The 21,134-nt window shown below is 71.0% G+C and carries 19 protein-coding genes; 8 read left to right on the top strand and 11 right to left on the bottom strand.

What is annotated here, in order from left to right; all coding sequences use genetic code 11:
* Window positions 1-10 precede the first annotated feature (10 nt).
* The gene (locus ABZ906_RS33365; RefSeq protein WP_361389402.1) at window positions 11-619 is read right to left on the bottom strand and encodes a TetR/AcrR family transcriptional regulator; all 609 of its coding nucleotides are present in this window, start codon (window positions 617-619) and stop codon (window positions 11-13) included.
* A 95-nt stretch (window positions 620-714) separates the two neighbouring features.
* On the opposite strand from ABZ906_RS33365, the gene ABZ906_RS33370 reads away from it, so the two are divergent.
* Window positions 715-1,272: a GNAT family protein gene (locus tag ABZ906_RS33370; RefSeq protein ID WP_361389405.1), complete on the top strand. Its 558-nt coding sequence runs from the start codon at window positions 715-717 to the stop codon at window positions 1,270-1,272.
* Window positions 1,273-1,317: 45 nt separating this feature from the next.
* On the opposite strand, the gene ABZ906_RS33375 is transcribed toward ABZ906_RS33370, so the two are convergent.
* Complete coding sequence (locus tag ABZ906_RS33375) at window positions 1,318-1,938, bottom strand: LysE family transporter (protein WP_361389408.1); 621 nt, start codon at window positions 1,936-1,938, stop codon at window positions 1,318-1,320.
* Window positions 1,939-2,049: 111 nt separating this feature from the next.
* On the opposite strand from ABZ906_RS33375, the gene ABZ906_RS33380 reads away from it, so the two are divergent.
* Window positions 2,050-2,502, top strand: a complete 453-nt coding sequence (locus ABZ906_RS33380) for an Lrp/AsnC family transcriptional regulator (protein ID WP_361184127.1) — start codon at window positions 2,050-2,052, stop codon at window positions 2,500-2,502.
* A 223-nt stretch (window positions 2,503-2,725) separates the two neighbouring features.
* Here the strand turns inward: ABZ906_RS33380 and dgoD are convergent, their stop codons facing one another.
* The gene (gene dgoD, locus ABZ906_RS33385) at window positions 2,726-3,871 is read right to left on the bottom strand and encodes a galactonate dehydratase (protein ID WP_361389411.1); all 1,146 of its coding nucleotides are present in this window, start codon (window positions 3,869-3,871) and stop codon (window positions 2,726-2,728) included.
* A 65-nt stretch (window positions 3,872-3,936) separates the two neighbouring features.
* Entirely contained in the window at window positions 3,937-4,713 is a 777-nt protein-coding gene (locus tag ABZ906_RS33390) for an SDR family NAD(P)-dependent oxidoreductase (RefSeq protein WP_361389414.1), read from the bottom strand.
* A 138-nt stretch (window positions 4,714-4,851) separates the two neighbouring features.
* Here ABZ906_RS33390 and ABZ906_RS33395 point away from each other — a divergent pair, with 138 nt between their 5' ends.
* Window positions 4,852-5,286: an SMI1/KNR4 family protein gene (locus tag ABZ906_RS33395; protein ID WP_361389417.1), complete on the top strand. Its 435-nt coding sequence runs from the start codon at window positions 4,852-4,854 to the stop codon at window positions 5,284-5,286.
* Window positions 5,287-5,337: 51 nt separating this feature from the next.
* On the opposite strand, the gene ABZ906_RS33400 is transcribed toward ABZ906_RS33395, so the two are convergent.
* The 5 genes from ABZ906_RS33400 to ABZ906_RS33420 all read right to left on the bottom strand — a co-directional run bounded on the left by ABZ906_RS33400 (window position 5,338) and on the right by ABZ906_RS33420 (window position 10,971).
* Window positions 5,338-5,868, bottom strand: coding sequence for a GNAT family N-acetyltransferase (locus ABZ906_RS33400; protein WP_361389420.1), 531 nt, complete (start codon window positions 5,866-5,868; stop codon window positions 5,338-5,340).
* Window positions 5,869-5,925: 57 nt separating this feature from the next.
* Window positions 5,926-6,993, bottom strand: a complete 1,068-nt coding sequence (locus ABZ906_RS33405) for a hypothetical protein (protein WP_361389423.1) — start codon at window positions 6,991-6,993, stop codon at window positions 5,926-5,928.
* 82 nt (window positions 6,994-7,075) lie between these two features.
* Complete coding sequence (locus ABZ906_RS33410) at window positions 7,076-8,812, bottom strand: RICIN domain-containing protein (RefSeq protein ID WP_361389426.1); 1,737 nt, start codon at window positions 8,810-8,812, stop codon at window positions 7,076-7,078.
* Between the two features lie 394 nt (window positions 8,813-9,206).
* Complete coding sequence (locus ABZ906_RS33415; protein ID WP_361389429.1) at window positions 9,207-10,307, bottom strand: barstar family protein; 1,101 nt, start codon at window positions 10,305-10,307, stop codon at window positions 9,207-9,209.
* 64 nt (window positions 10,308-10,371) lie between these two features.
* A complete protein-coding gene (locus tag ABZ906_RS33420; RefSeq protein WP_361389432.1) occupies window positions 10,372-10,971 on the bottom strand; it encodes a sigma-70 family RNA polymerase sigma factor in 600 nt (199 codons plus the stop codon).
* Between the two features lie 78 nt (window positions 10,972-11,049).
* Here ABZ906_RS33420 and ABZ906_RS33425 point away from each other — a divergent pair, with 78 nt between their 5' ends.
* From ABZ906_RS33425 to ABZ906_RS33445, 5 genes are all read left to right on the top strand, one after another.
* A complete protein-coding gene (locus tag ABZ906_RS33425; protein WP_361389435.1) occupies window positions 11,050-11,883 on the top strand; it encodes an alpha/beta hydrolase in 834 nt (277 codons plus the stop codon).
* A 126-nt stretch (window positions 11,884-12,009) separates the two neighbouring features.
* Window positions 12,010-13,593 (top strand): FMN-binding glutamate synthase family protein, encoded by a 1,584-nt coding sequence (locus ABZ906_RS33430; RefSeq protein WP_361184155.1) that lies wholly within the window; start codon window positions 12,010-12,012, stop codon window positions 13,591-13,593.
* An 85-nt stretch (window positions 13,594-13,678) separates the two neighbouring features.
* On the top strand, window positions 13,679-15,409 hold the full coding sequence (locus tag ABZ906_RS33435) for a thiamine pyrophosphate-dependent enzyme (protein WP_361389438.1): 1,731 nt from the start codon (window positions 13,679-13,681) through the stop codon (window positions 15,407-15,409).
* A gap of 277 nt (window positions 15,410-15,686) precedes the next feature.
* Window positions 15,687-17,207, top strand: coding sequence for a catalase (locus tag ABZ906_RS33440; RefSeq protein ID WP_361389441.1), 1,521 nt, complete (start codon window positions 15,687-15,689; stop codon window positions 17,205-17,207).
* A gap of 202 nt (window positions 17,208-17,409) precedes the next feature.
* On the top strand, window positions 17,410-18,384 hold the full coding sequence (locus ABZ906_RS33445; RefSeq protein WP_361389444.1) for an MBL fold metallo-hydrolase: 975 nt from the start codon (window positions 17,410-17,412) through the stop codon (window positions 18,382-18,384).
* A gap of 25 nt (window positions 18,385-18,409) precedes the next feature.
* Here the strand turns inward: ABZ906_RS33445 and ABZ906_RS33450 are convergent, their stop codons facing one another.
* Together ABZ906_RS33450 and ABZ906_RS33455 are read right to left on the bottom strand one after the other, a co-directional pair.
* Complete coding sequence (locus ABZ906_RS33450; RefSeq protein WP_361389447.1) at window positions 18,410-18,916, bottom strand: carboxymuconolactone decarboxylase family protein; 507 nt, start codon at window positions 18,914-18,916, stop codon at window positions 18,410-18,412.
* 126 nt (window positions 18,917-19,042) lie between these two features.
* The gene (locus ABZ906_RS33455; protein ID WP_361389450.1) at window positions 19,043-21,088 is read right to left on the bottom strand and encodes a SpoIIE family protein phosphatase; all 2,046 of its coding nucleotides are present in this window, start codon (window positions 21,086-21,088) and stop codon (window positions 19,043-19,045) included.
* Between the last annotated feature and the right edge of the window lie 46 nt (window positions 21,089-21,134).

Below are 21,134 nucleotides of genomic sequence, written 5' to 3' on the forward strand. Positions count from 1 at the left end.
TCTCTGCAGGTCACTGGTGCCCCATGCGCGCCAAGTAGTCGTCGACCAGCGCGATCTGGCGCTCGGCGGGAAACTCCCGTGGTGCGAACAGCGCCTGGACGACCAGGCCGAGGACAAAGCTCTGGGCCGCCGCGGCGACGTCCTCGGTCCGTGTGCCGGGCGGCAGTTCGCCCAGGCGCTCGGCCTCGGCGATGTGCCCGGCCATCCGCTCGCGCGCCCGGCGGTAGCGCTCGGCGTGCTCCCGGGCCAGCTCCGGGTCGGCGAGGGCCACGTCCCAGGAGGCCACCCAGATGCGGTTGCTCGCCGCGCTCCCGTCGTCCAGCGGGAGGATGTCGAGCAGCGTGGCCCGCAGCATCACCAGGCCGGACGCCGCACCGGCGCGCTCGGCCGCCGGGCGCGGGCGGTCGGCCGAGCGCCGGTCGAGCACTTCCAGGGCGTGTCTCAGCAGGGCGCGCTTGCTGGGGAAGTAGTGCGTGAGCAGCCCGGTGGTGGCGCCCATCTCCGCGGCGACCGCGCGCAGGGTCAGGCCGCCGAAGCCGTGGGCGGCGAGGACCCGCCACACGGCCTGCGAGACCTCGGTCCGGCGGGCGTCATGGTCGGTACGGGCTGGCGGCGTCATGGCCGCTAGAGTACATACCCAACGTTCGTTACGTACCTGGAAGCGCTGGCCCCGACACCGCGCGCGCCCAGCCGGACCACCGCCGAGGACGAGTCATGTACGCCATAGCGCTGACCGAGAATGCCGAGCTCCGCACCCTGGAGCCCTGGCAGGACGCCGAGTTCCTGGCCCACATCGACCGGGCCCGCGCCAACACCGACCCGTGGATCCCCTGGGCGTCCCGCTCCACGGACCTGGAGTCCGCCCGCGCCACCCTGCAGAACTTCGCGGACAAGCAGGCCGCCGACGCCGGACGCATCTACGGCATCTGGCGGGACGGCACGCTGATCGGCGGCGTGATGTTCGTGCACTTCGACACCGGGACCGGCAACTGCGAGATCGGCGTCTGGGCCGAGCCCGCGGGTGAGGGGCACGGGCTGATCAGCGCCGCGGTCCGGCATCTGATCGCGTACGCCTTCGAGGAGCGCGGCATGCACCGCGTCGAGTGGTGGAACAGCGCCGGCAACACCCGCAGCCGGGCCGTCGCCCGGCGGATGGGGATGCACCTGGACGCCACCCTGCGCGAGCAGTCCCTGTACCAGGGGGTCCGCCACGACATGGAGGTCTGGTCGCTGCTCACGCACGAGTGGCGGGGCAAGCCGGGCGCCGCGTGAAGGGCCCGGCAACGGTCTCTGCAGAGGGCCTGTAGAAGGCTCTTTTCAGGCCGCGAGGCGTTCGGCGAGCAGCAGCACACCGATCACGATCATGGCGGCGCCCGAGATACGGGTGACGGCGCGCGCGGCCGCGGGGCGCGCCCGCAGGACGGTGCGGGCAAGGACGCCCACGCACAGGTAGATCGCGGCACAGCTGAGGGTGTGCACCAGGCCGAGCGTGCCGATCTGCGCGGCAAGGGGCCAGCTGCCGTGCGGGGCGGTGAACTGCGGCAGCAGCGCCAGGAAGAGCAGCAGCGCCTTGGGGTTGAGGCCGCTGATCCCCACCCCCTTGAGGACCCTGGCCCCCGCCGCCCCGCTCGCGGCGTCCTGCTCTCCGGTCCCCGCGACGGCGGGCCGGGCCAGCGTCGTGGCGCCGAGCCACACCAGGTAGAGGGCGCCCAGGACGGTCAGGGCGGTGAGGACGGACGGTGTCCGCGCCACGACGGCGGCCACTCCGGCGGCGACCACGGCGGTCAGGGCGAGGTAGCCGAGCAGCAGGCCGCTGACGGCGGGCACCACGGAGCGGTCGCGGAGCCCGGCGTTGATCGCGTAGGCCCAGTCCGCTCCCGGTACGAGGATGAGCAGGACTGAGACCGCCCAGAAGGCGGTGATGGAACTGACGGCCACGACGTACTTCTCCCTCTCAAACAGGTTCTGGGAAGGAGATTAGTTGCGATATGCCCGAAGGTGTTTCCAAGTATTGCCCTCCGGGCGGCCTTGAGTGGCAGGATCTACCCCATGGACGATGTGGACCGGAAGATTCTTGCCGAGCTTCAGGACGACGGCCGTCTGACGGTCACGGAACTGGCGGCGCGGGTGCGGCTCAGCCTCTCCCCCTGCCACCGCCGCCTGCGCGAACTCGAACGCAGCGGCGCGATCCGCGGCTACCGCGCGATCCTGGACGCGGGTGCCGTGGGCCTGAGCTTCGAGGCGCTCGTCTTCGTCACCATGCGTCAGGAGGACCGCGACACCGTCGCCTCCTTCGAGCACGCCCTCACCGAGATCCCCGAGATCCTGCAGGCCGAGCGCCTCTTCGGGGATCCCGACTATCTCGTACGCATCGTCAGCAAGGACCTGCCCGCCTTCCAGCGGCTCTACGACGACAAGCTCGCCACGCTGCCGGGCGTGCAGCGGCTGAGCTCCACGCTCGTCATGAAGCACGTGGTGAACGAGCGCGCCCTCCCTCTGTGAGCGTCAGCGGAACGCGGCTGCCCGCGCCGGGCGCCGCTGACGGCCCTCTCATACGAGGGCCGGCGCGCCCGGCGTGCAGCCCGCGAACGCCAGGACGTCGCGCGCGGATGCGGGCCGACCCTGGCGCGAGCCCGGCGGCGAGGCTACGCAGCGCGCGGTTGCCGCCGGGGTGGTCGACGGACAGGGCGTCGGTCAGCGGCTGGGTGCGCCGCTTACCGGCCCCTCACCACTCGGCGAAGGAGCCGTCCTCGTGCCGCCACACCGGGTTGTGCCAGTCCGCCTGGCTGTCGTCGGCCGCACGCACCGCCTTCTCGTCGATGTCGATGCCGAGCCCCGGGCCGGTGGGACGCAGCAGATGACCCTCGTGGAAGCGGAACACCTCGGTGTCCGCGAGGTAGGACAGGACGTCGGCGCCGGTGTTGTAGTGGATGCCGATCGACTGTTCCTGGATGAGGAAGTTGGGGACGCTGACGGCGATCTGCAGGCTGGCGGCCAACGAGACCGGGCCCAGGGGGCAGTGCGGGGCGATGAGCGTGTCGAAGGTCTCGGCGAGCGAGGCGATGCGGCGGACCTCGGAGATGCCGCCCGCGTGGGACAGGTCGGGCTGCAGGACCGCGATCCCGGCCTGCAGGGCGGGCAGCACGTCCTGCCGCGAGAAAAGGCGCTCGCCGGTGGCGATCGGCACCGGCGAGGAGGCGACCAGGCCCGGCAGCAGGTGACCGTACTCGGGCAGGAGCGGTTCCTCGACGAACATGGGGGCGAGCGGGGCCAGGTGGGGCAGCAGTTGGCGGGCGTTCGCGGCGTGGAAACGGCCGTGGAAGTCCAGCGCGAAGTCCCGCCCCGGGCCGAGGACTTCGCGTGCGGCGGTGGCGCGGGTGACGATCTCGTCGATGTCGGCGACGGTGGCGAGACGGTTCATGCGGCCGCTCGCGTTCATTTTGACCGCGGTGAAGCCCGCCTCGACCTGGGCGGTCACCTGCTCGGTGATGTGGGCGGGGCTGTCTCCTCCCACCCAGCTGTAGGCGCGTACCCGCTCGCGGACCGGGCCGCCCAGGAGCACGTGTGCCGGCACGCCCAGGCGCTTGCCCGCGATGTCCCACAGCGCCTGGTCGAGTCCGGCCACCGCGCTGGAGAGGACCGGGCCACCCCGGTAGAAGGACCCCTTGGTCATCACCTGCCAGTGGTCCTCGATGCCCGAGGGGTCCTTGCCGACGAGGAGTTCGGACAGCTCGTGCACGGCCGTACGGACAGTGGCCGCGCGCCCCTCGACCACCGGCTCGCCCCAGCCGACCACTCCCTCGTCGGTCTCCACGCGGCACAGCAGCCAGCGGGGCGGCACGGAGAACGTCTCGACACGGGTGATCTTCATGGGGTGAACCTCCTTGAGCGGCAGGGCAGATGGGGTCTTCGGGCGGGGCGAAGGGTTCGACCGACTCAGGCGGAGGTCTTGTACACGCTCCAGCCGCCGTCCACCACAAGGCTGGCCCCGGTGACGAAGGACGCCTCGTCGCTCAGCAGGAACGCCGCGCTCGCCGCGACCTCCTCCGGGCGGCCGAGCCGGCCGGCGGGGGTCTGCTCGATGCTGCGCGCCCGGTCGTCGGCGCCGATCGTGTCCCAGGCGCGGGTCAGGATGGGGCCGGGCAGGAGCGCGTTGACGCGTACGCCGGGCGCGTACTCCACGGCGAGCTGGCGGGCGAGACCGGTCAGGCCCGCTTTGGCCGCCGCGTAGGCGGGGCGTCCGGGCAGGCCCATGACGGCGTGCACGGAGGAGACGAGGAGCACCGCGCCCCGCGTGGCGCGCAGGTCGTCCAGACAGGCCCGTACGCCGAGGAACGCGCCGGTCAGCATGACCGACAGCTGCCGGTTCCAGTCCTCCGCCTCGATGGCGTCGGCCGCTCCGCCGCGCACGGTGTAGGCGTTGCTGAGCAGCCCGCTCACCGGTCCGAAGTGGTCGCGGGCGACCTCCACCGTCCGCGCCCACGCTTCCTCCTCGGCCACGTCACACACCTCGAACACCGCACGCCCGCCGTCCTCGCGGATGGCCTGCGCGGTGCGCTCGCCCTCGTCGACATCCACGTCGGCGATCACCACCCCGGCGCCCTCCGACGCGAGCCGCCGGGCCGTCGCCGCGCCGATCCCGTGGGCTCCCCCGCTCACCACCACACATCGCCCGACGAACCGCTGACCGGAACCCGACGACTCAGCACTCACAGAAAACTCCCGCCTCCCTGCCGGCACCCACGGCAACAGCCACCCCCCACCCGCCATTAACCACCACCCACCACCCCACCGCCAACACCTCCGACACCCCCGGATCGTGTCGGGCGGGGTTCTGTCTAGGCTGCCCGCATGTGGAGAGAAGCCGCGGGCCTGGCATATGAGGAGGCCGAGTTCAGTGAGCCGGTCGACGCGGAGGACGTGGCTGCCGCCGAGCAACGTCTGGGGTGCGCCCTGCCGTCCGCCCTCGTGAGCCTGTTGCGCGAGACCGACGGCATCGCGGGGCACTACGGCACGGATACGGTCTGGCCTCTGGAGCGGATCGTCGAGGACAATCTCCGCTTCTGGTCGGACAGTTCCTTCGCCGACCTGTACATGCCCTTCAACGCCTTGCTCTTCTTCGGCGACAATGGGGGCGGCGATCAGTTCGCTTTCGTCCTGAGGCCCGCGCGCAGCGACATCTTCGTATGGGAGCACGAGGACGACAGCCGCCGCTGGGTCGCACGGGACCTGCGGGACTATCTCGGCCGGTCCCTCGCGGACGACTCGGACGACTGGTACCAGTGAGGGGGGCTGCCCTCAGGTCGTGCTCTCGGTTCGCTTGCCCAGCACGCTCCCTCAGCTCGCGGTGAGGTCGATGGTGAAGGTCACTCGGTCGAGTCCGGGGCCGTCGTAGTCCGGCTTTACCGCCGATGCCGTGAAACCGAGCCGGGTGTGGAAGGACCGGGATGCCGTGTTCTGCGGGCTGGTGATGCAGTGCACGTACCGGCGGTCGTGTGACCGGGCGAGAGCGAAGAAGGCGCGGTAGAGGGAGCGGCCGATGCCCTGCCCGTGCAGATGCGGGTCGACGCCGACGAAGTGCACGTAGGCGGCGTCGGGTTCGGTCTGCGACAGGAAGCCGACCAGGAAGGCCGAGAGCTGTCCCGCGTCCTCTCCCTCCCCCTCCCCCTCTCCCCCGTCGCGTTCGACCACGAAGCTGGTGGTGGTGAAGTGCTGGAAGTAGAGGCGGGGCAGGAGCAGCGCACGCTCCACCGCCCCCGCCGGCCCTTTCAGACCGCCCCACCACGCGTCCACCACCGCAAGCACCCGCGGGTGGTCGTCCTCAGCGAGATGGCGTGCCGTCAGTCCACGCGGAAGGTCGTCGATCATCGGCGCAGTCTGCCACCGGCACCGGACATGCCGCTACGCCCATTCCCGCCGCCGGCCTCACTGGAAGCTCCAGCGGTGCGGGTGGGCGGGGTCGGCGGGGCAGGCGAAGATGTTGAGTTCGCCCGCCCGGCCCACGATGACCTTGGTCGGCAGTGCCGCCGGGTGCGGCGGCAAGTCCGCTTGCTCCAGGGGCTTCCAGCTCCCGCTGCCGCCGTCCCACTCCGAGCTGTCGATGGTCAGCAGCAGGTCCATGGAGGCGGCGCAGGTCAGGCAGTTCATGGGGGAAGGGTCGGTCGTGTGCCAGGAGGCGAAGCCGCCGACGCGCCAGCCGGGCGGGATGGACAGGTCGTACTGGTAGCGGATCACGTCGTCCGTTGTCCCGTCCTCCTGCTCCTCCTGTTCTCCCAGCTCCTCGGCTGCCTCGGCTTCCTCGGCTGCCTCGTCGAGGGCGTCTTCCCTGGCGTAGATCCGCTCGCACAGGTCCTCGGGAAGGAGCCCCGCGAAGGGGTACGTGACCACCTGCTCCGGATGCAGCACGCAGGGCTCGGGCACGTAACCGGCGGAGCCGACGACCGGCGGTTGCGGCGGCGAGGCCAGCACCTCGCCGACCTCCGCCGACCTGCGCCAGCGCAGGTGGACGAGGAGTTCGCACCGGTACCGGCCGTGTGCGTCGAAGGGGCAGCAGAACACCTGGAGCAGGTCCGCGCCGTCCGGGCCGGCCGGCAGGTCGGGGATGTCCCGCCGGTAGAGCTGCGCGAGGCCGATCATCGGGAGCGGATCGGCGTCGGAGACTCCGGAGATCCGATGCCGGCGGCCCAGCTCGTCCAGGAGCCGCCGCTCCTCCTCCGTGGGGCCCGAGGACGGTGCCCGGTCCCACGCCTCGGCCAGAACCCTCCGTCTCCGGTGGATGTCCGCCGGGCGCAGACCACCCCCGCGCTTGTGGACCTCGGTGCACACCGGCCACGGCTCGTCCGCCGGCCACAGCATCGGCCCGCCCACGGAACTGGCCGTCACCGCCGGGTCTCCCGGCATCGGGTGCAGCCGGGTGGTGGTGCCCCGGTGTGCGGCAAGCTCAGGGAAGAGCGACTCGACGTCCAGCGGTCGCGGGGGTGTGGTCCTCGTCATGGGTCGACCCTAAGCACCCGGGACTCTCACCGACTGAGCGCCCCTGCAGCCCTCGTAGCCCCCGTAGCCCCTGCAGTGCCGCTCACGGGCAACCCTGACCGGCCATCAGGCAACTGGTCCGGAACCCCGTCTCGTATTCCGTCTCGTATTTCTGGAGGCTCTTCGCGGAGGAGGCGCCCTTTCTCTTTCCGTCTATCGACCGGGTGTCGGGTGCCGCCGCCGAGGAGTCGAGCGTCCATCGCTCCTTCTCGGACCCGTCGCGGACCTTGACCAGGACGTCCGCGCCCTTGCGCAAGGAGGAGGGCGCGACCGCCAGTCCTTCGTGCCAGCGCGGCAGCAACTCCCCCTGTACGGTCAGGTCGTAACGCACCTCATCGGCGTGCTCGGCCGAGGGTGCCACACAGGCACCCAGGGTGAGCGCCCCGTCGTTCGCGCCCGAGTCGAGGCAGAGGTCGGGGCGGTTGACGCTGCTCAGCAGTCCGTTCTCCTCGTACGACCACTGCTGGCTCGCCTTGGCCGAGCACGTGGCCAGCTTCGTGCCCGCATCCGGCTTCAGCTTGCCGCCCCGGATGTCGAGACACAGGTCCGCCGCCGTATTGCGGAGCCTGCCCCGGTCGGAACTGCCGGGGTAGTCCGTGGAGGTGGGAGCGGAAGAGCCCGCGGACGGCTCGTCGGAGTCCGCGCCCGGCCCGGCGTGATGACCGCCGGCCATCCCGGTCGGCGGCACGGACCCGTCGCTGTCGCCGTCGCCCGGCGCGAAAGTGATGACGAGCGCGGTCGCGAGCACGGCGGCGGACCCGAGGACCGCCCCGGTGCGCAGCGCCCGTGAGTGCGCCCAAGCGGCGGCGAGCGAACCGCCGCCGCCCGGCAGGGGGATGTGCGACGAGGGGCGATGGCGTCCCCCGCCGCCCGAATGCCGGCCGCCGTGTCCGGCGGCTCCTGCACCGTGCTTCGCGGCGACTCCCCCGCGCTTCGCGGAACCACCGCGCGCCGGACGCGACTCCAGATAGCGGCGGACGCCCCAGCCGAGTACCGCTTCGGCGAGAAGAGTGCCGAGGCGGCTTTCGCAGTGGCTGAGCTGGTCGGCCACGTCACGGCAGTGGCGGCATTCCGACAGATGCTGTTGGAGATCGCGCAACAAGCCGCCGCCACGACGCATCGCGACATCGAGAAGCCGGTTGTAAAGCGAGCATTCTTTGGTCGGCGCGAGTTCCCGGTGAGCGCGTACGATCCCGGCCCGGAATTGCTCACGCGCCTGGTCGAGAGCATCGGCGGCGAGGTCGGCACTCAAGCCCGACAAACCGGCTGGTATGGATATGTGCTCCGCCTCGACCTCGCTGTGCCACAGCAGGCACTGGGCGACCGCGGGAAGCGCCCAGAAGGAGCGCGCGGCCAGTTGCCGCTTTTCGGGCGTCATGGAGGTCGCCGCCCGCATGCCGCGACCGCCGGTCGGTTTGCGGAGTTCCGGCATGAAGGCGGATATGCGGTCGTCGACGGTCCATCCCCTGACCGTCTCCCGGACGGTCACCAGGAGGTAAGGACGAAGGGCGCCGCCCGGCTCGCCGCGCGCCAGCTGCCCCAGCACCTGGTGGAACGCCGCGGTGGCCACCATCGAGGCCGAACTCGTCCGCGAGGCGAGGCAGATGGCCGCGTAGTCGTACGTCGATTGCCAGTGCCGTGCGAGCAGGAGCGCGGTGGGCTGACCCGGCTCCCCCTCGGGTGCGTCCCGCAGCCGGGCGGCGAGGCTCAGGTCGGATTCCGCGGGATCTGCACCGGGACGAGGAGGGTGGGTCGGGCGTGGGGGGTGCGGGGATTGCACGTATCCTTTTCCTTCCAAGCCGAAAGGCGGCACACGGGAAATCACGCCCACCGAAAAGCGGGCGGCTGATTGGTGCATACCTAGGACCCGCCGGGGCGCAAAAAGCATCAGCAAACCGCGAACTGTCCGCATACGACCGGCGGAAGACCTTGTGGGTCGACCGGACGAGGTCCCGGACAAGAAAAGCGGGCTTGATCATTGCCTCGGCGCGAGAAAGCTCACCCTGGCACAGCCGACTGACAGGAAACAAGAAGTTCGAGTGACTTCCAATCGGCATCAGGGAGGAACCCCGGCGTTACCGGCAGTACTCGCACCTGTTTTCGAAGCCTGGCGCGCGCCATCCCGCAACGACCGCCGGGCCGCCTCCTGTTGGGCACCTTCGCCGACCTGCCCGTCACGCCAGGGTGACCCGCATGCCGCCCTCGGCCAGAGCGTCGAGGACCACGGCGAACAGGTCGTAGGTGCCGCCCTCCGGCGTCAGTGCATGGGACAGGTGCTCGCGTGCGGTCGCGGCGTCCCGCCACAGCAGAGGCGCGGGGGCGGTGTAGCCGAACGTGCCGCGCAGGCAGTCGTCGAGGGCCGCCAGGCAGCCTCCGAAGTAGCCGCCGGGCCCGTTGACCGCCTCGCCGAGTGCGAGATAGAGGCTCGGTTCGTCGGTGATGTGGCGGCCGTCGAGTTCGTAGGCGTGCCCGGCGGGCCGGTCGCGGTGCCGGCGGCGGCAGTGGTGCTCCCGGACGAGATCGAGCCAGGCCCCGCGGCGCCGGGTGTCGAGGGCGGTCCAGGCGCCCGGGGCAGCCGGCGGCCCGGTGAACCACCGCTCCCAGAGGGGACGGGCGTGGTCGGGCACGGGCGGGTGGAGGAGCCTCGCGTCGAGCTCCAGGTCGATCAGATTCTTCCCGCGGGACGAGGGGTGCCAGGCCCTGATTTCGGTCCAGAACGTGCGGTCGGTGAGCAACTCGCCCTGGTCGTCGTGTATTTCGAGAGCCACTTCCTCCAGGTCCAGCGCCCGCCGGGTGCCCTTCGCCAGGGCCGCCCCCAACAAATCGCCGGGGAGCAGCCCGCGCAGGACGAGCGGGGGCGTCTCCTCGTCGGGCGGCAGGACGCGGGCGAATTCCCGGCAGGAGCCCAGCCACCGGCGGCCGTCGTGCACCCGTACGGAACCCCCGTATCCCTCGGGCGGGCCTTCGTAGTCGTCCAGGCCGGTGAGTACGAGGCTGCCCGTTCCCGGCAGCCGCCCGCGGCTCTCCGCGTCCTCGATGAGCCAGGCGTCGAGCGGCTCCTCGTCCGGCACGAGCCACACCCGGCTGCCGGCCCAGCCCTGCACTTCGCCGTCTTCCGGTACCCAGCCGAGGAGTTCGTACGTCCCTCGCCGGGGTTGCCCGAACAGTCCGTCGGCCTCGGCGCACACGCCCAGGATCTGGTCGTATTCCGTCTCCGTCAGCGTGTACCGCCCGTACCCGCGCAAGTCACTGTCCTCGTGCACGCGGGAAATCATGCCCGGAGCGGGCCCTGGCCGCGATGCCGTTTTCCGGCGGCACCCGCCCACCGGGCCGTCGGGCTCAGGCGTCGTCTCGGAGCCGATCGCGCTGGATCTCGCGGGCGAGGGCGCGCCGCACGGACGCCGAACCGGTGGCGGTGGTCTTGGCGGGGATGTCCAGACGGCGGCTGATCTCGTCGTAGGCGGCCCGGCAGCCCGGCAGTTGTGCCTGATGCCGCCTCAAATCCTCTTCGAGCAGGCGCCGCAGCTCGTCGACGTGTCGCGGCGTGAAGCGCTTCTTCCCCCGGCCGAGGGCGTCGACGCAGCGGGTGCAGGCGGCGCCCTCGTCCAGGGTTTCGGAGACCGTCTCGGCGAGGCCCCACAGGCGCCCTTCGAGCCATGGGACGTCCCGCTGGTCGAGGTGGAGTTGCATCGGCGGCGGCAGCTCGCCGGCCTTGCCCTTCGTCATCTGCTTGGACACGGCCGGCTGGCTCATGTCCGCGAGTTCGGCGATCTTGTCCTGCGTCCAGCCGAACCCGGCGAACAACTTGATCATCTCGGCGCGCAGTTTCCGCATCTCCTCGCCCGCGCGGATGACCTCGTTCATCCCGGCAAGCATCCGCCCGGCCTGCTCCTCGGTCAGCGCCCCGGAGTCCTGACGCGTGTCCTCTGTACCTGCCATGACTCGGTTATACAGGGCGGCACCCCCGTCGCCATAACCGGGTTGTATAACCTGGTTATTACTGTCAGGATCCGGAGCATGCCCACCTACTCCGCATCCGACGGCACCCAGCTCGCCTACCGCCTCGAAGGCGACGGCGACGGCGCCCCGCTCGTCTGCATCCCCGGCGGCCCCGCGGGCTCCGGCTACCTCGGCGACCTCGGCGGCCTGTCCGCGCACCGGCGGCTGATCCTCCTGGACACCCGCGGCACCGGACGTTCCGCCCTTCCCGCAGACCCCGTCGACTACCGCTGCGACCGCCTTGTCGAGGACGTCGAAGCCCTGCGCCGACACCTCGCACTGCCCCGAATGGACCTGCTGGGCCACTCCGGCGGCGCGAACATCGCCGTCCAGTACGCGGCCCGCCACCCGCACCGCCTCGGCAAGCTGGCCCTCATCAGCCCCGGAACCCGAGCCGTCGGCATCGCCGTCACCGGGGAGATGCGGCGCGAGCTGGTGCGGCTGCGGAAGGACGAGCCGTGGTTCCCGCCCGCCTTCGCCGCCCTGGAGGCGATAACCGAGGGCACCGGCACGGACTGGGAGGCCATCGACCCCTTCTTCTACGGCCGGTGGGACAGCGCCGCCCAGCGTCACTGTGCCGCCGGCCGGCCGAGCAACCAGGAAGCCGTCGCAGGCTTCGCGGCTGAGGGCGCCTTCGATCCCGAGGCCACGCGCGCGGGCCTCGCACGCTGTGCGTTTCCCGTGCTGCTGCACACCGGGGAGTTCGACGTGAACAGTCCCCCTCAGCCGGTGGCCGAGTTCGCCGCGCTCTTTGCCGACGCGACCTGTGTGGTGCAGGAGGCGGCGGGTCACTATCCCTGGCTGGACGACGCCGGACGGTTCACGGCGTGCACCGCGGCGTTTCTGGAGTAGGCCCACGGGAAGCGCGGGCCGCCCCCTTTGGCACCACCCGGCGCCACCCGGCACCATCGGGCACGCGTCGGACGTGCGTCGGACGTGCGCATGTGTGACCGGTCGAATTCGGGTCAGATGGGGATCATGACGCGTTTCGCAGCGGTCGGCCTGCTGATGGCCTGCGCGGTGGGCAGTGTGCTTCTGGCCCTTCTGGTATCCCCCTGGTGGTGGTTCGCCGGGGCTCCTTTGCTTGCCCTGGCGGCGACCGGTACGTACGACCTCCTCCAGCGGCGGCACACCGTGCTGCGGAACTATCCCGTACTGGGCCACCTGCGGTTCTTGATGGAGACGCTGCGCCCGGAGTTGCAGCAGTACTTCGTGGAGCGCAACTACGACGGCAGGCCCTACGACCGCGACACCCGCAGCATCGTCTACGAACGGGCCAAGGGTGTCGCCGCCGAGGAGCCCTTCGGCAGCGAGCGTGACATGGACGAGCGCGGCTACGAGTTCCTCGTGCCGTCCATGGCACCGGCGAAGGTGCCCGAGGAGCCGCCCCGCGTCCGCATCGGCGGCCCCGACTGCACCAAGCCGTACGACATGGCCCTCCTCAACGTCTCGGCGATGAGCTTCGGTGCGCTCTCCTCCAACGCCATCGTGGCGCTGAACACGGGCGCGGCACGCGGCGGGTTCGCCCACGACACCGGCGAGGGCGGTCTGTCCGAGTACCACCTGCGGCCCGGCGGCGACCTCATCTGGGAGATCGGCACCGGCTACTTCGGCTGCCGCACCCGTGACGGGGATTTCGACGCGCGGCAGTTCGCCGAGAAGGCCGCCCATCCCGCCGTGCGCTGCGTGTCGCTCAAGCTGTCGCAGGGCGCGAAACCGGGCATCGGAGGCGTCCTGCCCGGCAGCAAGGTCAACGCCGAGATCGCCTCCGTGCGGGGCGTGCCCGAAGGCGAGACGGTCGTCTCGCCGCCGTATCACCGCGTGTTCTCCACGCCCCGTGAACTCGTGCGCTTCCTCGCCCGGATGCGGGAACTCGCGGACGGCAAACCGGTGGGCTTCAAGCTGTGCCCCGGCTCCCGCACCCAGTTCCTCGCCGTGTGCAAGGCCATGGCGGCGGAGGAGATCACCCCGGACTTCATCGTGGTGGACGGCGCGGAGGGCGGCACGGGCGCGGCACCCCTGGAGTTCGCCGACCACCTGGGCATGCCGCTCACCGAAGGCCTGATCATGGTGCACAGCGCGCTGACCGGCGCGGGGCTGCGCGACCGCATCCGCCTGGGCGCGAGCGGCAAGGTGGCGACGGGTTCCGACATCGTCAAGCGCCTGGTCATGGGCGCCGACTACACCAACGCGGCGCGCGCCATGATGTTCGCCGTCGGCTGCATCCAGGCCCAGCGCTGTCACACCAACCACTGCCCGACCGGCGTCACCACCCAGGACCCGCACCGCGCCCGCGCCCTGGACGTCAAGGACAAGGCCGCGCGCGTCGAGCGCTTCCAGCAGAACACCGTCCAGAGCGCGCTGCAGATCCTGGCCGCGATGGGCGTGCGCAGCGCCGCGGACCTCAACCCGCGTCTGCTGCGCCGCCGCGAGGACCACGGCCGGTTCCGCTCCTACGCCGAGCTGTACGAGTGGCTCTCCCCCGGCGAACTGCTCGCCGCGCCGCCCGAGGGCTGGGCCGCCGACTGGCATGCGGCCGATCCGGACACCTTCGCCGTGTGACGGCCGCGCCCCTCCCCCCGTACGCGCCCCTCCCCGTACACACCGATCACCCCTACACAGCGATCCTCCGAAAGGAACCCCCCTGATGTCCCGCACCGTTGCCCGCGTCGTGATCGACGGCCTGGAAGAACTCGGAGTGCGCCATGTGTTCGGCGTCGTGGGGGATGCGCTCAACCCCCTCACCGACGCCATCCGCGACACCGGTTCCGTCGAATGGGTGGGCTGCCGCCACGAGGAGGCCGCGGCCTTCGCCGCCGGCGCCCAGTCCCAGCTGACCGACACCCTCGGGGTCTGCATGGGCACCGTGGGGCCGGGCTCTGTGCACCTGCTCAACGGGTTGTACGACGCCGCCAAGAGCGGCACCCCGGTGCTCGCCATCGCCGGTCAGGTGCCGCTGGCCGAGGTGGGCACCGACTACTTCCAGGAGGTCGACAACGATCTGCTCTTCCGTGACGTGGCCGTCTTCCGCGCCACCGTCACCTCCCCGGAGCAGATGCCCGGCCTCCTGGAGATCGCCGTGCGCAACGCGATCGGGCGCCGCGGTGTCGCCGTCCTGACGATCCCCGGCGACATCGGCGGCAAGGAACTCCCCGACGACCGGCCGGCCCGTCTCTCCGTCGTCGGCTCCGCCAACCGGCCCGACGACCCGGCCCTCGACGAGGCGGCCGCTGCCCTCTCCGACGGCGGCAAGATCACCATGCTCGTCGGCCGCGGGGCGCGCGGATCCCGCGAGGATGTCCTCGCCCTCGCGGAGCACCTCGCCGCTCCCATGGTGCTCACGCTCAAGGCGAAGGAGGGCTTCGAGGGCGACAACCCCTACCAGGTCGGCCAGACAGGCCTCATCGGCAACCCGGCCGCCTCGCACGCGATGGACCACGCCGACACCCTGCTGCTGCTCGGCACCGACTTCCCTTACCGGGAGTGGTATCCGCAGGGCAAGAAGGTCGTCCAGGTCGACCGGGTCGCCGAGCACATCGGCCGGCGCGTTCCGGTCGACGTGCCCCTGGCCGCGGACGTCGGGCCCACGGTGCGCGGGCTCCTCGAACGCCTGGAGCGGCGGACGGAGCGGGGGCACCTCGACGAGGCGCGGGAGAAGTTCGTCAAGTGGCAGGAGGGGCAGCAGCGCCTCGCCGCGCCGGGGCACGACCGCGGCCTGATCGGCAAGGTGCGCTCCGCCTTCGACAACCGGGATCACCTCGTACGCCCCGAAGCGCTGGCCGCGGCGGTGGATGCCCTGGCGGCCGACGACGCCGTCTTCACCTCGGACACCGGCATGGCCACCGTATGGCTCTCGCGCTTCGTGGAGATGCGCGGCTCGCGCCGCCTGCTCGGCTCGTACAACCTCGGCTCGATGGCCAACGCGATGCCGCAGGCCATCGGCGCGCAGCTCCTGGACAAGGAGCGGCAGGTCGTCGCCTTCTGCGGCGACGGCGGACTCGGCATGCTCCTGGGCGACCTCATGACCATCCGCAGCCTGCGGCTGCCGGTCAAGCTCGTCGTCTTCGACAACCAGCGGCTCGGGATGGTCAAGCTGGAGCAGGAGCAAGCGGGCCTGCCGGAGTTCGGCACCGAGCTCGACAACCCGGATTTCGCCGCGGTCGCCGAGGCCCTCGGCATCACCGGCATCCGGGTGACCCGTGCGGAGGATCTCGCCGAGGGTGTCGGCAAGGCCTTCGCCACGCCGGGCCCCGTCCTCCTGGACGTCCTGACCAACCCCGAGGAGATCGCCGTGCCGGGCAAGCCGACCGTCCAGCAGGGCCGGGGCTTCGCCATCGCCAAGATCCGCGAGAACCTCACCAGCCCCGGCAGCCGCTGAGAGGCCGGAAACAAGAAACGGAAGCGCTCCCCACGTATTGGCCGCGCCAAGTCGGGCACTCGGACCCTGTCCGGTCGAAGATCCACACACAACGGCCGACGGCGGACGCAGGACCACGTGGGCGGAAGGACGCGAAGAAATGGCCATACCGGTAGAAAAGCCGCAAGATGGACTGGACCCCGGCATGCCTCCGAAACCGCCGGCCCCCGGGCGGGCCTCCGCTGCACGGCCCTTTGCGGCGCAGAGCACATCACCCACCGAAAGGCACTCGTAACCCATGAGCGACGTGACAGGCAAGGCGACCACCACGGACGCCGGTGCTCCGGTCGAGAGCGATGAGCACTCGCTCACCGTCGGCGCCGGTGGGCCGATCCTTCTGCAGGACTCCTATCTGATCGAACAGATGGCGCAGTTCAACCGGGAGCGGATTCCCGAGCGGCAGCCGCACGCCAAGGGCAGCGGCGCCTTCGGCCACTTCGAGGTCACTCAGGACGTCAGCGCCTACACCAAAGCCGCCCTCTTCCAGCCGGGCACGCGCACCGACCTGGTGGCACGCTTCTCCACCGTCGCCGGTGAGCGCGGCAGCCCCGACACCTGGCGCGACCCGCGCGGATTCGCGGTGAAGTTCTACACCACCGAGGGCAACTACGACATGGTCGGGAACAACACCCCGGTCTTCTTCGTGAAGGACCCGATGAAGTTCCAGCACTTCATCCGGTCCCAGAAACGCCGGGCGGACAACAATCTGCGCGACCACGACATGCAGTGGGACTTCTGGACCCTCTCGCCCGAGTCCGCGCACCAGGTCACCTGGCTGATGGGCGACCGCGGCATCCCGCGCTCCTGGCGCCACATGAACGGCTACACCTCGCACACCTACATGTGGATCAACGCGCAGGGCGAGCGGTTCTGGGTGAAGTACCACTTCAAGACCGACCAGGGCGTCGAGCACTTCACCCAGCACGAGGGTGACCAGATGGCCGCGGCCGACACGGACTACCACACCCGTGATCTCTTCGAGCACATCCGTGACGGGGAGTACCCCAGCTGGACGCTGCACGTGCAGGTCATGCCGTACGACGACGCGGCCACCTACCGCTTCAACCCGTTCGACCTGACCAAGGTGTGGCCGCATGCCGACTACCCCCTGATCGAGGTCGGCAAGATGGTCCTGGACCGCAACCCCACCGACAACCACGCCGAGATCGAGCAGGCGGCGTTCCAGCCGAACAACCTGGTCCCGGGCATCGGCCCCAGCCCCGACCGCATGCTGCTCGCGCGGCTGTTCTCCTACGCCGACGCGCACCGCCACCGCATCGGCGGCAACTACCAGCAGCTGCCCGTCAACGCTCCCGTCGCGCCGCTGCGCACGTACTCCAAAGACGGAGCCATGGCGTACAACAAGACGCAGGATCCGGTCTACGCACCGAACTCCAAGGGCGGCCCGGCGGCCGACACCAGCCGCTACGCCCCGCCCAGCTGGCACGCGGACGGCGACATCACCCGCGCCGCCTACGTCGATCACGCCGAGGACGACGACTGGGGGCAGGCGGGCACCATGGTGCGCGAGGTCCTCGACGACGCCGCGCGCGACCGGCTCGTGGACAACGTCGTCGGGCATCTGCTCAACGACGTGAGCGAGCCCATCCTCGTAAGGGCCTTCGAGTACTGGTCGAACATCGACAAGTCCATCGGTGAGCGCATCAAGGAAGGCGTGCGCGCCAAGGCGAGCGAGAAGGACCCCAAGGCCGGCGAGCAGGCCAACCCGGCCCGCAGCAGTATGCAGCACAAGGCCTGAACCACCCGCGCCTGTCGGCCGCTGCCTTCGAAGGCAGCGGCCGACAGGTGTGTCGTGCCGCAGCCGCCCCGCCCCTTCGAAGGCACCGACCGTGGTGTCTACGCTGTTCCCACCGTCCTACGACCGTGCGGGCCGCCGAAGGAGAGCACGTGGCAGATCAGGCACAGCACCAGACACTGATCCGCGTGCACCGGACCGCAGATTGAGCCCGAGCGCGCTGCCGTCCTGGGTGACCTGGCGGCAGAGACCTTTTCCCGACGCCAACCTCCTTCTGCTGCACGGGCGCAGGCCCGCCCTGGTCGACAGCGGGTTCGTCGGCCACGCCACCCAGACCGCCGAGTGGGCACGTGCGCACGCCGGTTCCGTCGATCTGGTCGTGAACACCCACTGGCACTCCGACCACGTGGGCGGCAACGCCCTTCTGCAGGCGGGCGGTTCGGGCATCGCGGCCGGGGCGCCGGAAGCCGAGGCCGTCCTGCGCAGGGATCCCGGCTGCTGCTCGGCCGAGTACCTCGACCAGCCGGTCCCCCCGTACACGGTCGATGTGCCGCTCGACGACGGGCAGTTGCTGCGGCTCGGGGACGCGGACTGGGAGGCGGTCCGCACCCCCGGGCACACCCCCGGCCACCTGGCGCTGTGGCAGCCGGAGGAGCGCCTGCTCGTGGTCGGGGACGCCCTGTCGGACTACGACGTGGGCTGGGTCAACCTCGCCCTCGACGGGCCCGAAACGGCCGCCACCGCGCTGATGTCCCTGAAGCGGATGGCCGACCTCGCCCCGCGCGTGATCCTGCCCTCGCACGGTCCCCTCCCCGCGGACCCCGGTGCGGCCTTCGCCACTGCCTTCCGCCGCGCCCAGCGCCTGGTCGACGATCCGGCCGGTGCCGTCTGGTACGGCGCGCGGCGGATCTTCGCGTTCGCCCTGATGATCCGCGGCGGCATGCCGGCGGGCGAGGTCGAGCCCTATCTGCTTGCGCGGGCATGGCTGGCCGACGCCGCACGCCTCCTGGCGCGCACGCCGGAGGATCTGGCCGCCGAGCTGGTCGACACGATGCTCCGCAAGCGCGCCGTCGTCCTGCGCGAGGGACGCCTGCACGCCGCCGCCGAACACACCCCCGTGGCGGCCGAATCACTACGGGTGCCCTACCCCCGCGCGTGGCCGGCCGGACAGCCGCGCTGACGCGGCATCCTGACCCGGGGCGGTCCTAGTTCCACGGGTCGCTGAACGAACGGCCCGGCACCGGCTTGGCGATGAGCGCCACCGCCGTGAAGAAGCCGACCTGGCCGATCGCGAACATCAGGGTGCTCAGCGCCGTGGGGTCGTAGTGCTCCGCCGCCCTCGCGTACAGCGCGTCGGAGACCCTCTCGCCGTGCGGGGACGGCTGCAGGACGGCTTCCGTCAGGGCCAGCGCGGCACGCTCGGCTTCCGTGAAGTACGGGGAGTCCTGCCAGGAGGCCACGGAGGTGATGCGCTCCTCCGACTCCCCGGCCTTGCGCAGGAACCCCGTGTGCAGAACGGTCAGGTAGGTGCTGGCGACGATCTGGCCCGCCCGCAGCTGGAGCAGACTGATCGTGGAGCGGGGCACCGAACCGTTCCCGGTGACCTTGAACAGGGCCGCCGGCACCGCCGCCAGTTCGGGGACGAGTGCGGCCGGGTCCTCGGTCATCCGCGGACCCATCGGGACCCTTGCCGTGATCGGACGTGTTTCCATCGCTGTCTCCTCAGAGCTTTCGTGCGGCTGTCACTGCTCTGACGGATCGCGACAGGAAGAGGTAACAACAGAGGGAACAGCGGGCGGTCGGGCGCGCGTTCACGGCTGGCGACCCCGACGCCCCGATCACTCCTCCGGCACGGCGAATTCGCACCAGACGGCCTTGCCCTCGCCGCGCGGTTCGATTCCCCAGCGCGTGGCGACCGCCTCCACCAGGAGCAGTCCGCGTCCGGATGTGGCGGTTTCCACCGGTGACCTCTTGCGGGGGCGGGTGCTGGAGCGGTCCTTGACCCAGAGCCGTACGCGGCGAGGCGGTCCGGTGAGCACCTCGAGGGTGAGGATGGCGCCCCCGTCGGTGTGGACCAGAGCGTTGACGAGGAGTTCGCCCGCCGCCACCTCGACGTCGTCGGCGACCGCCCCCAGGCCCCAGGACGCGAGGTGTTCGCGCAGCGCCGCCCGTGCGTCGGCGAGCCCTTCGGGGTCGGCCTGGTGGACGTAGCGATGGATGCGCGGCTCCTGGAGCGTGCCGGGGTCGGGGTGCCGGCGCAGGACCAGGAGCGCCACGTCGTCGCTGCTGCCCCACCGCTGCCACAGGGCGCGGGAGAGATGGTCCGCCAGATCCTCGGCTCCCTCGGGGCCCGCGGACAGCACCTCGGCGAGGTTCTGCATCCCGGTGTCGAGATCGAGACCGGCGTCCTCCACGAGGCCGTCCGTGCACATCACCAGGGTCTCGCCCGGCACGAGGTCGAGCCGCACCTCGGGGTAGTCCTCCATGCCGAACTCGGTGGCAAGCCCCAGCGGAAGACCGCCGCGCACCCGTGGCACACCGACCCGGCCGTCCACGTGTCGCACGAGGGGCGGCAGATGTCCTGCCCGCACGGCGCGCACGATGCCGGTGGCGGGGTCGAACTGGGCGTAGGTGCAGGTGGCGAACCGCTCGGTGTCCAGCTCGGCCAGGAAGCGGGAGGTGCGCGAGAGGACCGTCGCGGGCGGATGCCCCTCGCCCGCGAAGGCCCGCAGGGCGATGCGCAGCTGTCCCATGATGGCCGCGGCATGGGTGTCGTGTCCCTGTACGTCGCCCACGACCACGCCGATGCGCCCGCGGGGCAGGGTGATGACGTCGTAGAAGTCCCCGCCGACCTCGCGACCGCCCCAGGCGGCGTGATAGCGCACGGCGACCTCGGCGTCCGTGACGTCGGGGATGCCGCGCGGCAACATCGTGGCCTGCAGGCTCTTGGCGAGGTCGCGTTCCTCGTCGAACAGCATGGCGCGCTGCAGCGACTGGGCGACGATGCCGGAAAGACCGATGCAGAGGTTGCGGTCGGCGTCGGTGAATTCCTTGCGGCCGCGGTAGAAGAGCGCCAGTCCGCCGATGGCGCGGTCCTGGGCGACCAGCGGCAGGAACGCCGCCGAGTCGAGTTCCATGTGCTCGATGTAGGGGCCGAGGCGGGTGAAATGGCTGCCGAGGTCGGGCAGCGAGTCCACGAAGCGCGGCTGCCGGGTCAGGACGGCATCGGCCAGCGGCAGCTTCTCGTCGACCTTGTGCAGCTTGAGTTCGTCGAGGGCCTGCATCGTCTGGCCCACCAGGGCGATCAGCTTGAGGTCCTCCCCGTCGACCAGGCCGAGGACCAGGCCGTCGGCGGCGAACCGGTCAAGTCCGCTCGCGCCGGACAGGACGGCCACCACGTCGTCGACCGTGACGGCCCGCGAAAGGGCCTCGGTGGTGCCCTGCACCATCAGGGCGATGCCCTGTCTGCGCTCCTCGCGCGGATCGGTGGCCGCCAGCTCCGTCCCGTCGTTCGCGGCCGTCCGGATGACTCCGACGACGCGCACGGCTTGCCCCGCGTCGTCGCGCAGGACGCGCCCGCGCGCGTGGCTGAGGTGCATCGACCTGTCGCGGTGGCGGACACGGAAGTAGACGCCGTAGAGGTCGGTGCCCGTGGTGCACGCTTCCGTGACGGCGTAGGTGATCCGCACCATCTCGTCGGAGGGCACGCTTCGGTCCAGTGAGGCCACCTGGCCGTGGAACTCGTCGGGACGCAGGTCGAGCACCGCGAGGGCACCGGCGTCGAGTGTGAGCTCACCACTGTCCAGGTGCCAGTCGAAGCTGCCCGCACCGGTCAGGAGCAGGCGCTGTTCCAGGTCGATGTGTGACTTCTTGGCTGACGTCATGGCTGTCTCCGTATGCCGCTCGGTCACCATAAGCGCCAGGCGTCCC

Source organism: Streptomyces sp. NPDC046925 (genome assembly GCF_040644915.1).
Lineage (GTDB): Bacteria > Actinomycetota > Actinomycetes > Streptomycetales > Streptomycetaceae > Streptomyces.

Excerpts from the sequence above, each read along its gene's own strand:
- ABZ906_RS33365 (WP_361389402.1), bottom strand. The coding sequence starts at position 619 with ATGACGCCGCCAGCCCGTACCGACCATGACGCCCGCCGGACCGAGGTC.
- ABZ906_RS33370 (WP_361389405.1), top strand. The coding sequence starts at position 715 with ATGTACGCCATAGCGCTGACCGAGAATGCCGAGCTCCGCACCCTGGAG.
- ABZ906_RS33380 (WP_361184127.1), top strand. The coding sequence starts at position 2,050 with ATGGACGATGTGGACCGGAAGATTCTTGCCGAGCTTCAGGACGACGGC.
- dgoD (WP_361389411.1), bottom strand. The coding sequence starts at position 3,871 with ATGAAGATCACCCGTGTCGAGACGTTCTCCGTGCCGCCCCGCTGGCTG.
- ABZ906_RS33395 (WP_361389417.1), top strand. The coding sequence starts at position 4,852 with ATGTGGAGAGAAGCCGCGGGCCTGGCATATGAGGAGGCCGAGTTCAGT.
- ABZ906_RS33400 (WP_361389420.1), bottom strand. The coding sequence starts at position 5,868 with ATGATCGACGACCTTCCGCGTGGACTGACGGCACGCCATCTCGCTGAG.
- ABZ906_RS33405 (WP_361389423.1), bottom strand. The coding sequence starts at position 6,993 with ATGACGAGGACCACACCCCCGCGACCGCTGGACGTCGAGTCGCTCTTC.
- ABZ906_RS33415 (WP_361389429.1), bottom strand. The coding sequence starts at position 10,307 with ATGATTTCCCGCGTGCACGAGGACAGTGACTTGCGCGGGTACGGGCGG.
- ABZ906_RS33420 (WP_361389432.1), bottom strand. The coding sequence starts at position 10,971 with ATGGCAGGTACAGAGGACACGCGTCAGGACTCCGGGGCGCTGACCGAG.
- ABZ906_RS33425 (WP_361389435.1), top strand. The coding sequence starts at position 11,050 with ATGCCCACCTACTCCGCATCCGACGGCACCCAGCTCGCCTACCGCCTC.
- ABZ906_RS33430 (WP_361184155.1), top strand. The coding sequence starts at position 12,010 with ATGACGCGTTTCGCAGCGGTCGGCCTGCTGATGGCCTGCGCGGTGGGC.
- ABZ906_RS33435 (WP_361389438.1), top strand. The coding sequence starts at position 13,679 with ATGTCCCGCACCGTTGCCCGCGTCGTGATCGACGGCCTGGAAGAACTC.
- ABZ906_RS33440 (WP_361389441.1), top strand. The coding sequence starts at position 15,687 with ATGAGCGACGTGACAGGCAAGGCGACCACCACGGACGCCGGTGCTCCG.
- ABZ906_RS33450 (WP_361389447.1), bottom strand. The coding sequence starts at position 18,916 with ATGGAAACACGTCCGATCACGGCAAGGGTCCCGATGGGTCCGCGGATG.
- ABZ906_RS33455 (WP_361389450.1), bottom strand. The coding sequence starts at position 21,088 with ATGACGTCAGCCAAGAAGTCACACATCGACCTGGAACAGCGCCTGCTC.